General features: G+C 62.1%; 17 protein-coding genes. 13 read left to right on the forward strand and 4 right to left on the reverse strand.

What is annotated here, in order from left to right; all coding sequences use genetic code 11:
- Positions 1 to 2 precede the first annotated feature (2 nt).
- The 4 genes from LJE91_10855 (at position 3) to LJE91_10870 (ending at position 1,754) form a co-directional block, all read left to right on the forward strand.
- The gene (locus LJE91_10855) at positions 3 to 197 is read left to right on the forward strand and encodes a sulfur relay protein DsrC (GenBank protein MCG6869192.1); all 195 of its coding nucleotides are present in this window, start codon (positions 3 to 5) and stop codon (positions 195 to 197) included.
- Between the two features lie 90 nt (positions 198 to 287).
- Entirely contained in the window at positions 288 to 989 is a 702-nt protein-coding gene (gene cas6 / locus LJE91_10860; protein MCG6869193.1) for a type I-MYXAN CRISPR-associated protein Cas6/Cmx6, read from the forward strand.
- Between the two features lie 96 nt (positions 990 to 1,085).
- Complete coding sequence (locus LJE91_10865) at positions 1,086 to 1,424, forward strand: TusE/DsrC/DsvC family sulfur relay protein (GenBank protein ID MCG6869194.1); 339 nt, start codon at positions 1,086 to 1,088, stop codon at positions 1,422 to 1,424.
- A gap of 126 nt (positions 1,425 to 1,550) precedes the next feature.
- A complete protein-coding gene (locus LJE91_10870; GenBank protein ID MCG6869195.1) occupies positions 1,551 to 1,754 on the forward strand; it encodes a hypothetical protein in 204 nt (67 codons plus the stop codon).
- Between the two features lie 102 nt (positions 1,755 to 1,856).
- Here LJE91_10870 and LJE91_10875 read toward each other — a convergent pair whose 3' ends face one another.
- The 3 genes from LJE91_10875 to LJE91_10885 all read right to left on the reverse strand — a co-directional run bounded on the left by LJE91_10875 (position 1,857) and on the right by LJE91_10885 (position 4,614).
- Positions 1,857 to 2,177 carry a S24 family peptidase gene (locus LJE91_10875; protein MCG6869196.1) on the reverse strand — a complete coding sequence of 107 codons (321 nt, stop codon included), beginning with the start codon at positions 2,175 to 2,177 and terminating at the stop codon, positions 1,857 to 1,859.
- Between the two features lie 54 nt (positions 2,178 to 2,231).
- On the reverse strand, positions 2,232 to 4,010 hold the full coding sequence (locus tag LJE91_10880; protein ID MCG6869197.1) for an ABC transporter ATP-binding protein/permease: 1,779 nt from the start codon (positions 4,008 to 4,010) through the stop codon (positions 2,232 to 2,234).
- A gap of 151 nt (positions 4,011 to 4,161) precedes the next feature.
- A complete protein-coding gene (locus tag LJE91_10885) occupies positions 4,162 to 4,614 on the reverse strand; it encodes a hypothetical protein (protein MCG6869198.1) in 453 nt (150 codons plus the stop codon).
- 248 nt (positions 4,615 to 4,862) lie between these two features.
- On the opposite strand from LJE91_10885, the gene ccmA reads away from it, so the two are divergent.
- The 9 genes from ccmA (at position 4,863) to ccmI (ending at position 12,035) form a co-directional block, all read left to right on the forward strand.
- Positions 4,863 to 5,495 (forward strand): cytochrome c biogenesis heme-transporting ATPase CcmA, encoded by a 633-nt coding sequence (gene ccmA / locus LJE91_10890; GenBank protein ID MCG6869199.1) that lies wholly within the window; start codon positions 4,863 to 4,865, stop codon positions 5,493 to 5,495.
- Positions 5,492 to 6,175 carry a heme exporter protein CcmB gene (gene ccmB, locus LJE91_10895; protein MCG6869200.1) on the forward strand — a complete coding sequence of 228 codons (684 nt, stop codon included), beginning with the start codon at positions 5,492 to 5,494 and terminating at the stop codon, positions 6,173 to 6,175. The genes ccmA and ccmB overlap by 4 nt, the downstream gene beginning before the upstream one ends.
- An 85-nt stretch (positions 6,176 to 6,260) precedes the next feature.
- Entirely contained in the window at positions 6,261 to 7,001 is a 741-nt protein-coding gene (locus LJE91_10900) for a heme ABC transporter permease (protein MCG6869201.1), read from the forward strand.
- A complete protein-coding gene (gene ccmD, locus LJE91_10905) occupies positions 6,998 to 7,165 on the forward strand; it encodes a heme exporter protein CcmD (protein MCG6869202.1) in 168 nt (55 codons plus the stop codon). The genes LJE91_10900 and ccmD overlap by 4 nt, the downstream gene beginning before the upstream one ends.
- Positions 7,166 to 7,302: 137 nt before the next feature.
- Complete coding sequence (ccmE, locus tag LJE91_10910; GenBank protein MCG6869203.1) at positions 7,303 to 7,761, forward strand: cytochrome c maturation protein CcmE; 459 nt, start codon at positions 7,303 to 7,305, stop codon at positions 7,759 to 7,761.
- Positions 7,758 to 9,755, forward strand: a complete 1,998-nt coding sequence (locus LJE91_10915) for a heme lyase CcmF/NrfE family subunit (protein MCG6869204.1) — start codon at positions 7,758 to 7,760, stop codon at positions 9,753 to 9,755. Before ccmE ends, LJE91_10915 begins: the two co-directional genes overlap by 4 nt.
- Entirely contained in the window at positions 9,752 to 10,288 is a 537-nt protein-coding gene (locus tag LJE91_10920; protein MCG6869205.1) for a DsbE family thiol:disulfide interchange protein, read from the forward strand. The genes LJE91_10915 and LJE91_10920 overlap by 4 nt, the downstream gene beginning before the upstream one ends.
- Before the next feature lie 2 nt (positions 10,289 to 10,290).
- Entirely contained in the window at positions 10,291 to 10,770 is a 480-nt protein-coding gene (locus tag LJE91_10925; protein ID MCG6869206.1) for a cytochrome c-type biogenesis protein CcmH, read from the forward strand.
- The gene (ccmI, locus tag LJE91_10930) at positions 10,770 to 12,035 is read left to right on the forward strand and encodes a c-type cytochrome biogenesis protein CcmI (GenBank protein ID MCG6869207.1); all 1,266 of its coding nucleotides are present in this window, start codon (positions 10,770 to 10,772) and stop codon (positions 12,033 to 12,035) included. The genes LJE91_10925 and ccmI overlap by 1 nt, the downstream gene beginning before the upstream one ends.
- 37 nt (positions 12,036 to 12,072) lie before the next feature.
- On the opposite strand, the gene LJE91_10935 is transcribed toward ccmI, so the two are convergent.
- A complete protein-coding gene (locus LJE91_10935; protein ID MCG6869208.1) occupies positions 12,073 to 12,675 on the reverse strand; it encodes a DUF4202 domain-containing protein in 603 nt (200 codons plus the stop codon).
- Between the last annotated feature and the right edge of the window lie 194 nt (positions 12,676 to 12,869).

The raw sequence follows: 12,869 nt of genomic DNA on the forward strand, positions 1-12,869 counted from the left end.
GCATGTTGTGGTTAAGCGAGATTCTCATGAAACATCACGAGCTCGACTCCTTCGACGACCTGGTCGGAATCGTGAGGGAGAAGGGCCAGCAGGGCGAGATGTTTTTCAGGATGGACGTCAGGCCCCCGTTCCAGGACACCCCCGAGGACTGGGAGGATCGGCTGGAAGGGGCATTCACTTCCGCCCGTAAGACCTGACGGTCCCGGGCCGGGGACCCCGCCGGCCTTTCCCAATGACAGCGGCATTCGACAACTCCAGGAGTCGGAGTCGATTCAAGAGGTAGACCCATGCAGTTCTGGCAGGAAGAGAAAGACAACGCCTCACCCTACTCGGTTCCCGAGGATATCGTGGACCTCTCGTTCCGGGTGAGTTGTCAGACGCTGCCGCTCGACCACGCCCATGCCCTGTCCAGTGCGCTCCTCGAGGCACTGCCGTGGTTGCGCAACGAGGCCGGTGCGGGTATCCACCTGATCCATGGCGCGGAATCCGGAAACGGCTGGATTCGCCCCGAGGGACCTGACGACGTGCTCTATCTGTCCAGACGCACGCGCCTGACCCTGCGGCTGCCGCATACACGCCTGGAGGACGCCACGCGGTTGTCGGGAGACACGCTGGACGTCGCCGGCAATGCCCTCACGCTCGGCGAGACGAGTGTGCGGAATCTCAGCGCGCTGACGACGATCTTCTCGAGATATGTCACCGTGGAGGACACGGACGCCGACGACGAGATGGCGTTCCTCCAGGCGGTGACGGACCTGCTGGCGAAGATGGGCATCCGTGCGCCCAGGATGATGGCCGGCCGCGTCCACAGTTTCCGCCTGCCACGGGAAATCTTCGCCGCCCGCAGCCTGATGCTGGACGGACTCGAGATCGAGGAATCGGTCAGGTTGCAGCAGGAAGGGCTCGGGGGTCGGCGCCTGCTGGGCTGCGGCCTGTTTCTGCCCCACAAGGGCATCGAGGCGGTTCGAAAACCGAATTCCCAGCGCTGACCCGGGAAAGCCCTGAAGGTCAGTTCAGCCACGGTTGCGAGATAAGAATAATTCGATAAAATTGCTGTCACAGAAATTTGAGAGGAGTTGAAGAAAATGTCACTCACCGTAGACGGCAAGGAAATCGAACAGACCCCGACCGGCTTCCTGGTCAAGGTCGAGGACTGGAACGAGAACATAGCGCTGGTCATCGCAAAGGAGGAAGGTGTTGAATTGACGGACAAGCACTGGGACGTCATCAACTACCTTCGTGATGAGTTCATCAACAACGCCGGCAACCAGCCGAACACGCGCAGCATGGTCAAGGCGATGGCATCCAAGTGGGGTGAAAAGATTAACGCGAAGGATCTGTATGCCCTGTTTCCCCTCGATCCCAGCAAGCAGGGCGGACGCATCGGCGGCCTGCCCGAGAGCCGCAGGAAGGGCGGCTACTAGGGGACGAACCTGACCCGATCATACCCATAAAGCGATAGTGACGCGTAATTTGGTGTTTCGGTATATTGCCCGGCTGAGCTTCCGGGTATACGATCGAATTCAAGGTGAAACACAGAGGTGCGCAATATGAGCGACAGACAGGCAATGATAAAGGAGCTCCTCGAGATGCAGCGCAAGTTCATCGCGTACGAGCACGAGAACGGTGTCGAGATGAAGGACTACTTCACGCCCGAATCCGGTCACCCGCTGGACGGCTACCGGCAGAAGTTCAACGATCTGGCCGTCAAGCTGGTGGACGTTGCACACGGGGAAGTCGGTTCCCACCGCTGACTCCCGGAGATCGGCGGTTTCGCCGCCGCTTCAACAAAAAAGACCGCTGGCTGTGCCGCGGTCTTTTTTTGTTTGCGCCACGTTCCCGACTGACGCGAGGGATCAGATATAGTGCTTGTGTTGATGCCGGCGCGTCCCGGCCTTCTGCACGATCACACCTTCCACCACATCCAGACCACCAACCTCCCGGGTCTCGTAGCCCTCGTTCACCGGTTTCAGGAAATAACGCCCGTCCTCGATGATCAGTTGCCGGAAGATATATTCTCCCTCGTCCTTTGCCAGTACGTAGCTGCCGCTCTCGATCACACCCGTCGGGTCGATGACGATGACGATCCCATCCTCGAACTCCGGCTCCATACTGTCACCGAGCACCTGAAGCGCTAAAAGCTCGCTCGATGCGCAACCACCCATATCCATTTCCATTTAGCTTTCTCCTGAATTACCCGATTCCTATGCCATGCGAACATTTTATACCCGTCACGGCCCGACGCCCAGCGACCTGGCCTCCCCCTCCAGCATCCTCTCCTCCTGCTGCAAGGTCCACAGATGCGCATACAGCCCGTCGGCCTCCAGCAGCTCGGCATGCGTACCCCGCTCGGTGACCACCCCCCCGTCCATGACCAGGATCCGGTCCGCGTCGATGACGGTGGACAGACGATGGGCGATGACCATCGTCGTGGTCTGCCTTGACACCTGCCCCAGCGAGGACAGGATGGCCTGCTCGGAACGCGAATCGAGACTCGAGGTCGCCTCGTCGAAGACGAGGATGCCCGGTCGTTTGAGGATGACCCTAGCGATCGCCACCCGCTGCTTCTCTCCACCCGAGAGCTTAAGACCGCGTTCTCCGACGACCGTGTCGTAGCCCTGCGGCAACGAGGCGATGAATTCATGGATATCCGCCATGCGGGCGGCCTGTTCAACGTCCTCCCGGGCCGCCTCCGGCCGAGCGTAACGGATGTTGTAGTAGATCGTCTCGTTGAACAGCACCGTATCCTGGGGAACGATGCCGATGGCCCGGCGCAGACTCTCCTGGGTACAATCCCTGATGTTTACGCCGTCGACGAGAATCCGTCCGCTGTCGATATCGTAGAAACGGAACATCAGCCTGGCCAGCGTGGACTTGCCCGCCCCCGAGGGACCGACGATCGCGAGTTTGTTTCCCGCGGGGATGGTGAAATCAACATCCTTCAGCACCTGCCGCTCGGGCTGGTAGGAAAAATTTACGGACTCGAAACGCACCTCGCCACCGGCAACAGTCAGCGATCCCGCGCCAGGGCGATCACGAATGTCCTCGCGGCGATCGAGAAGATGCAGGATCTGATCCATATCTGCGAAGGCGTAGTTCATGGCGCGGTAGACCACACCGAGAAAATTCAGCGGCATGAACAGCTGCAGCATCATCGTGTTGACCAGCACGAGGTCCCCCAGCGTCATCGTCCCCGCCACCACGGCCTGCGCAGCGAAGAACATGACCATCGTCACGCCGGCCGCGATGATCATGCCCTGACCCAGGTTGAGCAGGGACATGGTGGTCGTACTCCTGACGGCCTGATCTTCCCACTCGCCGAGGGTGGCGTCGTAGCGCCGCAACTCGAAGGTCTCGTTGGTGAAGTACTTGACTGTCTCGTAGTTCAACAGGCTGTCGACCGCCCTGCCGTTGGCCTCGGAATCGAGCGCGTTCATCCGGTGACGGTAGTGCATGCGCCAGTTCGTGACCGAGAGGGTGAATGCGACATACACCGCCACGCTGACGAACGTGACCAGCGCGAAGCGGGCCGGATAGCGTCCCAGCAGGATGACTGCCACCAGCGCGAACTCGGCGATTGTCGGGACGATGTTGAACACCAGGTAGTTCAGGATGGAGCTGATGCTCTGCGCGCCGCGTTCCAGGTCCCGGGCGATGGCACCTGTGCGTCGCTCCAGGTGATACCGCAGCGACAGGCGGTGGAGATGCTCCAGGACCCGCAGCGACAGGCGGTGCATCGCGCTGTAGCGCACACGGGCGAAGAGCACGTCGCGCAACTCGTTGAACACCGACTGGGCCCCGCGCAGCGCACCGTAGGCAAGCAGCAGAACCGCCGGCAGCGCCAGGGCCTTCCCGTCAGCGCCCTCCAGCGTATCGACGATTTCCTTCAGAACCAGAGGCACCCCGACAGTGGCGAGCTTGGCGATGAGCAGGAACGACAGCGCGACCACGACCCGGGCGCGATAGTCCAGAATATACGGCAGCATCCGCCGCAGGTTTTTCCAGTCCATGCGGTCGCCGTGAGGCGCGCTGGTGCGTCGATAAGGTGGGGGCATTAGATCGGTCGCGCCGCCAACGCGACGTCATGCTGGCCCGGCTCAGCGGGATCGAGAAGGATCGGGGCAGTCGACCCGGTCCTTCTCCGTGACCTGGCGCGGAAAACTACCAGGGCATGAACTGGCTCATGAAACCCATCGGCCGGGCGACGCTGTCGGTCATGACCGTCATGCGATGACGCATCGCGTCATTGGTGGCCGTCATGGCGCGCATGGAGCTGTCCATGGATCCCACCCTCGACAACATCGGATTCATGGTGTCCAGCTTGTCCGACATCTCCTGCATGCCGACGACCATCGTATCCATGCTGCGAGCCATGCGCTGCATGTCGTGGGTCAGGTTGTAGACGAGAAAGAATCCATACGCGGCCAGCACGATAAAGGCGAACATGGCCGGATAGATCACGATCTCCCAGCGTCTGGCGCTACGCTCGAAGCAGGCCACGAACCGCTCCATCGGCTCGATCTGCTGTGTGGTCAGGGCCGCCGGCGAGATCGGATTTCCACCGGTTTCCGCATTGGGGGCATCGCTCTTGTCATTGGTGTTTTTCTTGATCAAGGCTTCAATCCTCGGTCTGGAGTCCCGGGGCGCCAGACGGACCTCGGGATGATAGTCGCGTAAGATGCCTGGGGCGTGCAAGTATGGCAGTCTCCCGGCCATGGAAACCACCCTGAAAGTGCTAGATATTTTTAATAAAGAGATAAGCAGAATCAATAGGTTGATAAGCATTCGTTAATACGCTTATCATCCAGGGCACCAACATACCGCGCGATTATCCACCCTCTTTGTCTCATCTGTCATCCATCATGTTCGATCCCTCCAATCGGTTGCAGGTCCACGAACTCGAATGCGTGCGCGACGACCGTGTGCTGTTCAGTGGACTGGACATTACGGTTCGATCCGGCGAAATGTTGATGTTGGAGGGGCGCAACGGGAGCGGCAAGACCTCGCTGCTTCGCATATTGTGCGGGATCCGGCTTCCGGACGCGGGGACGGTTGCCTGGCGTGGAACGGACATACGGCGCCTCGGGGCCGATTACCACGAATCGCTGTCGTACGTGGGACACCTCGACGGCATCAAGCAGGACCTGACCCCGCAGGAGAACCTGCGCATGTCGCGGGCGCTCGGCAGGCCGCACGCAGGACTCACCGTGGACGAATGCCTGGAGCGCCTCGGGCTCTACGGTTTCGAGGACGTGCCGACGCGGACCCTGTCCGCCGGCCAACAGCGGCGCGTCGCGCTGTCCCGGCTGCTGGTCACCGAAGCGCCGCTGTGGATCCTGGACGAACCTTTCACCTCGCTCGACCGGCACGGCATCGAGGTGTTCGAATCCCTGATGGTCGACCACCTGGATCTCCGCGGCATGATCGTCCTGACGACGCACCATCGAGTCGGCGTCGAAAGCAAACGGATACAGAGGCTCAATCTCTCGTCATGAATTCACTGTCGTCCTCCCGTGCATTCGGGCTCCTGCTGAGAAGGGACCTGCTGCTGGCTTACAGGCGGCGCTCGGAGATCGCCAATCCCCTGATCTTTTTCGTCCTGATCACCTCCCTGTTCCCGCTGGGGCTCGGGGCGGACGCCGTTGTGCTGCGCACCATCGGCCCGGGGGTCATCTGGGTGGCCGCCCTGCTCGCCTCCCTGCTTTCCCTGGATGGCATGTTCCGTTCCGATTTCGAGGACGGCTCGCTGGAGCAGTTCATGCTCAGCGCCCACCCGGTGTCGATCCTGGTCATGGCAAAGGTGTTCGCCCACTGGCTGGTTACCGGGTTGCCGCTGCTGGCGGTCTCGCCGCTGCTCGGCGTGCTGCTGTCAATCCCGGTCGAAGGCATCGGCATGCTATTGCTGACACTCCTGCTGGGCACGCCGGTCCTCAGCCTGATCGGCGCGGTCGGCGTCGCGCTGACCGTTGGACTGCGCCAGGGCGGCGTCATTCTGTCCCTGCTGGTACTCCCCCTGTACGTACCGGTGTTAATATTCGCCACCGACGCCGTGGGCACCACCGTCGCCGGTATTCCGGTCACCGCCCAGCTCTACATCCTTGCGGCGATGCTGGTGCTGGCTGTCAGTCTGGCGCCCCTGGCCACCGCGGCCTCGCTCCGTGTGAGTCTCAGTTAGGTATTGACAGGAATCTCCGGAACCCTTCGGCGCCCGCCAGACCAGGCAACCGGCGCCGGACTGCAAAGGCACTGCACCCGAACCCATGATCCATTTCTTTCATCAGCTGTCGTCGCCACGCTACTTCTACGATTTTGCCGGGCGCCTGATTCCCTGGCTCGTCGTCGCCTGTCTGCTGTGCATGATCCCCGGGCTCTACCTGGGTCTGGTCGAGGCCCCGCCGGACTACCAACAGGGCGATAGCTACCGCATCATGTTCATTCACGTCCCCGCGGCCTGGATGTCGCTGTTCATCTATATGGTCATGGCCGTCTCTGGCGCGATCGGGCTGATCTGGCGCATCAAGCTGGCCGAGGTGATCTCCATCGCCAGCGCCCCGATCGGGGCCTCGTTCACGTTCCTGGCGCTCGCCACGGGTTCGCTCTGGGGCAAACCCATGTGGGGCACCTGGTGGGTCTGGGACGCCAGGTTGACCTCGGAACTGCTGCTGCTGTTCCTGTATCTCGGGGTCATGGCCCTGTACAACGCCATCGAGGACCGGCGCACGGCCGCCCGCGCCGCCGCCATCCTGGCGCTCGTCGGGATCGTCAACATACCGATCATCCACTACTCGGTGGAGTGGTGGAACACCTTGCACCAGGGCCCCACGGTCACGAAACTCGACAAGCCCTCCATCCACCTCAGCATGCTGATCCCGCTGTTGCTAATGGCGGTGGCATTCAAGCTTTACTATGCGTTTCTGGTCCTGATGCGCGCCCGTTGCGAGGTCCTGCGGCGCGAGAAGAACAGCCGCTGGGTGAAGGATCTCGCGGGGGAAGCGACATGAGCTTCTCGGAATTCCTGGACATGGGCGGATATGCCCTCTACGTCTGGTCGTCGTACGGGCTCGCTGCGGTCGTGCTGATCGTGAATCTGGCGATCCCCATTCGACAAAGGAAGAAGCTGCTGGCCGATGTCGCCCGACGCGTCCGCAGGGCCGCCCGGATCTGATTTCTCATGGCAGCCGGCTGAACTGCGCTCGATTGCATGGAATTTTTCTACGAGTCATTACATAATGAGTAGGTTTCGGTTTCCGGCGGGCATCCTTCCAGCTGGAAGCTTCAAGGAAGACCCGACAGAGGTATCCCATGACCCCCGCCCGCAAAAAACGCCTCTACCTGGTGTTGCTGATGGTTCTCGGCATCGGCACCGCCGTAGCGCTGGCCGTCACAGCCTTTGACGAGAACCTGATGTTCTACTACACCCCCAGCGAGATCGTCGCCGGTGAGGCGCCTGTCGACCACCCCTTCAGGCTGGGCGGACTGGTCACCGCGGGCAGCGTCAAGCGCCAGAGCGAGGGGCTGACCGTGCAGTTCGACGTGACCGACAACGACAAACTGGTCACCGTCGAATACACGGGAATCCTGCCAGATCTGTTTCGCGAGGGACAGGGCATCATTTCCAGGGGCAGGCTTCGACCCGACGGGGTATTCGTGGCGGACGAGGTCCTGGCCAAGCATGACGAAAACTACATGCCGCCCGAAGTCGCCGAATCCCTCAAGACGGCGCATTCCGGTGCAGACAACCCAGGAGGCGTCACCCCGTGACCCCTGAACTCGGGCAATTCGCCCTCATCCTGGCACTGTGCCTGGCCGTCGTCCAGGCGACCCTTCCCCTGATCGGCACCTACACCGGTTCGCGGCGGTGGATGTCCGTGGCCTCGACCGCGGCCTGGGGGCAGTTCACCTTCCTGTCGATCAGCCTTGGCTGCCTGATCTACGCCTTTCTGAACGACGACTTCTCCGTGGCCTACGTGGCCAGCAACTCCAATACCCTGTTGCCGACCATCTATAAGGTCTCCGCGGTGTGGGGCGCACACGAAGGCTCGCTGCTGCTCTGGGTATTCATGCTCGGGGCATGGGGTGTGGCCGTCGCGGCCCTGAGCGGAAAACTGCCCGAGATGGTTCGGGCCCGGGTCCTGTCCGTGATGGGCATGGTGGGTGTCGGCTTCCTGCTCTTCCTGCTGCTCACTTCGAACCCCTTCGAGCGGCTGTTTCCGGCACCGCTGGAGGGACGCGATCTCAATCCCCTGCTGCAGGACCCCGGTCTGGCGATCCATCCGCCGATGCTCTACATGGGCTACGTCGGCTTCTCGGTCGCCTTCAGCTTCGCCCTGGCCGCACTGCTGGGAGGCAAGCTGGACGCCGCCTGGGCGCGCTGGTCCCGCCCCTGGACGACGGTGGCATGGGTGTCTCTCACCATCGGCATCACGCTGGGCAGCTGGTGGGCCTACAACGAACTCGGCTGGGGTGGCTGGTGGTTCTGGGACCCGGTCGAAAACGCCTCCTTCATGCCCTGGCTGGTCGGTACGGCGCTGGTCCATTCGCTGGCGGTGACGGAGAAACGCGGGGCGTTCAAGAGCTGGACCGTACTGCTGGCGATCACCGCGTTCTCAATGAGCCTGCTGGGAACGTTTCTGGTGCGCTCCGGCGTGCTGACCTCGGTACACGCCTTCGCCACCGACCCGGGCCGGGGCATCTTCATTCTGGTGTTCCTGTGCATCGTGATCGGCGGCTCGCTGGTCGTCTACGCCTGGCGTGCCCCGGCCGTGACCGGTGGCGGACGATTCGACTTCGTCTCGCGCGAGACCCTACTGCTCGCCAACAATGTGCTGCTGGTCATCGTGGCCGCCCTGATTCTCCTGGGGACCCTCTTCCCGCTGATCTATGACGCCTTGGAGCTCGGCAAGATCTCCGTCGGTTTCCCGTGGTTCAACAAGATGTTCATTTCGTTCATGCCGTTGCTTATCCTGGTCATGGGTATCGGACCGATCGCGCGCTGGAAGCGCCAGGACCCCGCGGAGCTGGCGAAGCATCTTCGGATCGCATTCATCGTCAGCCTCGTGGTCGGCATCGTGTTCGCCCTGCCGCTGCTGTCCGGCGCCTCGCCGCTGGCCGGTCTCGGCATCGGACTCGCCACCTGGCTGGTCACCACGCTGGCGACCAGCCTCGCCGACCGGCTCCGGCACAAGCGCGGTCTGGCGGCGGTCTGGCGAGACATCGCAGTACAGGGCCGGTCCTATTACGGCATGGTCCTGGCCCATCTCGGCATGGCCAGTGCAGTGGTCGGTGTAACCCTGGTGTCCCTGCACGGGATGGAGAAAGACGTCCGCATGTCCCCTGGACAAGCCCTTGAGATGTCGGGTTACACCTTTGTCTTCGAAGGCGTGGAAAGAAACCAGGGCCCGAACTACCGTGCCGACCGGGGCCGGGTACGGGTGCTGCGCGCCGACGAGGAGATCGCGTTGTTGCACCCGGAGAAGCGGACCTACACCGTACAGACCAAACCCATGACCGAGGCCGCGATTGACGTGCGACCGACCCGGGACCTCTACGTCTCGCTGGGTGAGCCGGTCGGCGGCGGCGACTGGAGTGTCAGGGTGTACTACAAACCTTTCGTACGCTGGATCTGGCTCGGCGGCATCATGATGGCGCTGGGCGGCCTGCTGGCCGTATCCGACCGTCGCTACCGCCTCCCCGTACACAGCCGGCGCGGCGTCGAATCGGGGGCAACCTCGGCCGGCCAGGAGGCCACAGGATGAAACGACCACTGTTGCTGATCCCTGCCATCGTATTCGCCGTCATGGCGGTACTTCTGGCGGTGGGCCTGAATCTCAATCCCCGCGAGGTACCCTCGCCGCTGATCGGAAAGCCGGTGCCGGCGTTCGAGCTCAGCCGCCTGAAGGACCCGCAGGCAACCCTCGGCAGCGCGGACCTGACCGGCCGCGTATCGCTGCTCAACGTCTGGGCCACCTGGTGCGTCTCCTGCCGGGCCGAGCACAAGCTCCTGATGGCCCTGGCGGAAACCGGGGAAGTCGACATCTACGGACTGAACTACAAGGATGAACGCGACGCGGCCCTGCGCTGGCTGCAGGTCTACGGCGACCCCTATGTCGCCAACGCCTTCGACGACGACGGTCGGGTCGGTATCGACTGGGGGGTCTACGGGACGCCCGAGACGTTCGTGATCGACGGTGATGGGGTTGTCCGCCACAAGGTTATCGGACCGCTGAGTGCCGATATCGTGAACGAGCGAATTCTGCCGCTGGTTCGCCAACTCAAATCCCGGGGCTGACGATGCTGCCGCGTCTGCTCCGTCCGGCCCTCCTCGGACTGGCCATGTCGATGCCGGCCCACGCCTCCACACTCGCGGATTTCGACTTTACCGGCAACGTGAGCGAGGCGCATTACAAGGAGGTGATCTCCGAACTGCGCTGCCTGGTCTGTCAGAACGAGTCACTGGCAAGCTCCCAGGCCGAGCTCGCCCAGGATCTACGCGAGGAGGTCTACAAAATGATGGACGCCGGCAAGACGGACGACGAGATTGTCGAATTTCTTGTCGCGCGCTACGGCGACTTCGTCCTTTACGATCCCCCGCTCAAACCCTCCACGTGGCTGCTGTGGTTCGGCCCCTTCGTCCTGGCCGCACTGGCACTGCTCGTCATGGGATACACCGTCCGCAAGCGAAGCCGCGGTGTAGAACAGGGCCTGACCGCCGCCGAGCGGGAGCGGGTCGCCTCGTTACTGGGCGAAGAGACCGAAAACAGGAAAAGCTGATGCTGTTGTTCTGGATTCTGGCCGCCGCGATGGTGGGCCTTGCGCTCGTATTCGTCCTCCCGCCCCTGCTGACCCGTCGCGACGCGACGGATCCGATCGATCAGGATTCCATGAACGTCGCAGTCGTGCGGCAGCAACTCGCGGAGCTGAAGGCCGATCTCGGCAACGGCAAGCTCTCGCCGGAAGACTACGAGGCCGCGCGCACCGATCTCGAGAAGGAACTCCTCAACGACGTCGACGAGAGCGCGGTGCGTCACAGCGGTACCCGCACTCGAGGGCAATGGGCCGCACTGCTTGTCGCGGTACTGATCCCGGCGACGGCGATCCCGCTCTACGGGTATCTCGGTGCCGGCGACCTCATCCCGGCGCTGCAGTCCGCCGCGAGCGGGACGGCTCAGCCCCCTCCCGGCGGCGAGCGGTTACCGTCCGTTGACGAGATGGTGGCGAGCCTGGAGGCACGAGTAGAGGCGGAGCCGGAAAATCTCGACGGCTGGCGGCTGCTGGGTCGCAGCTACATGGTACTGAGCCGTTACCAAGACGCGACTCGGGCGTTCGAGCGCGCCAACACGTTGACCGGCGGGCGCGATGCCTCACTGCTCGCCTCCTACGCAGAGGCGATGTCGCTCGCGCAGGAGGGCCGCCTGGCGGGCAAGCCCGCCGAGCTGGTTACCGCCGCGCTGGCGGTGGATCCCGAAAATCCCAAAGCGCTGTGGCTCGACGGCTATGTACAGTTTCAACGCGGTGACTACGCCCAGGCGATCTCCCGCTGGGGTAAGGTCGCACAGATGGTGCCTGCGGGCGGGAACCAGGCGGCCAGTATCCTCGAGGCGATCCAGCTGGCTCATGAGAAGATGGGCGGACCTGCCGCTACGCCAGTAACGAACACGGCCGGAGCGACTGAATCCCCCGAAACCGGCGGCGCTGTCATCCGTACACGGGTCTCTCTCGGCGACCAAGTGCGTGATCAGGCCTCACCTGAAGACACCGTCTTCATCCTGGCGCGCGCCATCAACGGACCGCGCATGCCGCTGGCCATCGTCCGCAAGAACGTCTCCGACCTCCCGGCCACCGTCCAGCTCGACGATTCCACCGCAATGAGTCCCGCCACGGCGCTATCGGGATTCGAAGAGGTCGCGATCGAGGCCAGAGTGTCCAAATCCGGACAGGCGATGTCCCGCAGCGGTGACCTCTCCGGCCGTGTCGCACCGATCTCCCCCGGCACCGACGCCGTCGTGGAACTCACCATCGATACGGTCGTCCCCTGAACCGATCCGGGGCAGGAGATCTGGCGACCAGGCATTCCTACGCCACGGCTTTCCGAATCAGTGGCACCAATGGTTCAGGTAGCTTGAGACTGCCGGACAGGGCAAACGCATGCCCGCGATCGGTCATCTTCTTCCAGGTCTTGGATATGATATCGAGCCACTTTTCTTCGCTGTACTCAGGGTGCTTGTCCGCAAATTCCTGCATGTAATGCTCGATGAATACCAGGGCACTGATATCTTCGACCAGCCGCGTGTCCGGGTTCGATGAAATATTTCGCTTGGCCACAGCATTGTTCACACGGTCGATGACATCCTTACCATAGCCCGCCTGCTCCAGCAGTTGGCACGCAGTATTTGCATGAAACTTGTACAGGTCCTTGCGCCATTTCAGGTAACCGATACGGTCCATCGGATATGCATCGCGCGGGGATTTCCAGCGTTGAATATGCTGCGCGCGAATCGCCAGCTTCATGGCCTCATCGGTCTCCGGTGCAAACCGCTCCAGCATGTCGGTCATACGATAGGAATACAGCAGTTCTTTCGGCCATTCCTTGCCGTCGGCAGACTCCATATTGGGGTCTTCGCTATTCGCCGCATCAATCAGTTCAGTCGCCTTCTCGAAAATCGTCTGTTGAGACATATCCATACCCGATGTTCCTGTGCCTCTGAAAGTTAAGGCGATTTCTGTCAAATGACATACCATCCTGCTTGTCTTTTCGTCCGTCCTCTGTGTTGCGACAACAGTGACATCGTTCGACGATGCGCCTGTTGTCGCGCCTTGATAACGAACGAAAATCCGGCGCAATCCGGTATGTCATTTTCCGGCAATCGCCT

Source organism: Gammaproteobacteria bacterium (genome assembly GCA_022340215.1).
Taxonomy (GTDB): Bacteria; Pseudomonadota; Gammaproteobacteria; order JAJDOJ01; family JAJDOJ01; genus JAJDOJ01.

Excerpts from the sequence above, each read along its gene's own strand:
- LJE91_10870 (MCG6869195.1), top strand. The coding sequence starts at position 1,551 with ATGAGCGACAGACAGGCAATGATAAAGGAGCTCCTCGAGATGCAGCGC.
- LJE91_10925 (MCG6869206.1), top strand. The coding sequence starts at position 10,291 with ATGCTGCCGCGTCTGCTCCGTCCGGCCCTCCTCGGACTGGCCATGTCG.
- LJE91_10865 (MCG6869194.1), top strand. The coding sequence starts at position 1,086 with ATGTCACTCACCGTAGACGGCAAGGAAATCGAACAGACCCCGACCGGC.
- LJE91_10920 (MCG6869205.1), top strand. The coding sequence starts at position 9,752 with ATGAAACGACCACTGTTGCTGATCCCTGCCATCGTATTCGCCGTCATG.
- ccmA (MCG6869199.1), top strand. The coding sequence starts at position 4,863 with ATGTTCGATCCCTCCAATCGGTTGCAGGTCCACGAACTCGAATGCGTG.
- LJE91_10880 (MCG6869197.1), bottom strand. The coding sequence starts at position 4,010 with ATGGACTGGAAAAACCTGCGGCGGATGCTGCCGTATATTCTGGACTAT.
- ccmE (MCG6869203.1), top strand. The coding sequence starts at position 7,303 with ATGACCCCCGCCCGCAAAAAACGCCTCTACCTGGTGTTGCTGATGGTT.
- LJE91_10875 (MCG6869196.1), bottom strand. The coding sequence starts at position 2,177 with ATGGAAATGGATATGGGTGGTTGCGCATCGAGCGAGCTTTTAGCGCTT.
- ccmB (MCG6869200.1), top strand. The coding sequence starts at position 5,492 with ATGAATTCACTGTCGTCCTCCCGTGCATTCGGGCTCCTGCTGAGAAGG.
- LJE91_10935 (MCG6869208.1), bottom strand. The coding sequence starts at position 12,675 with ATGTCTCAACAGACGATTTTCGAGAAGGCGACTGAACTGATTGATGCG.
- ccmD (MCG6869202.1), top strand. The coding sequence starts at position 6,998 with ATGAGCTTCTCGGAATTCCTGGACATGGGCGGATATGCCCTCTACGTC.
- ccmI (MCG6869207.1), top strand. The coding sequence starts at position 10,770 with ATGCTGTTGTTCTGGATTCTGGCCGCCGCGATGGTGGGCCTTGCGCTC.
- LJE91_10855 (MCG6869192.1), top strand. The coding sequence starts at position 3 with ATGTTGTGGTTAAGCGAGATTCTCATGAAACATCACGAGCTCGACTCC.
- LJE91_10900 (MCG6869201.1), top strand. The coding sequence starts at position 6,261 with ATGATCCATTTCTTTCATCAGCTGTCGTCGCCACGCTACTTCTACGAT.
- cas6 (MCG6869193.1), top strand. The coding sequence starts at position 288 with ATGCAGTTCTGGCAGGAAGAGAAAGACAACGCCTCACCCTACTCGGTT.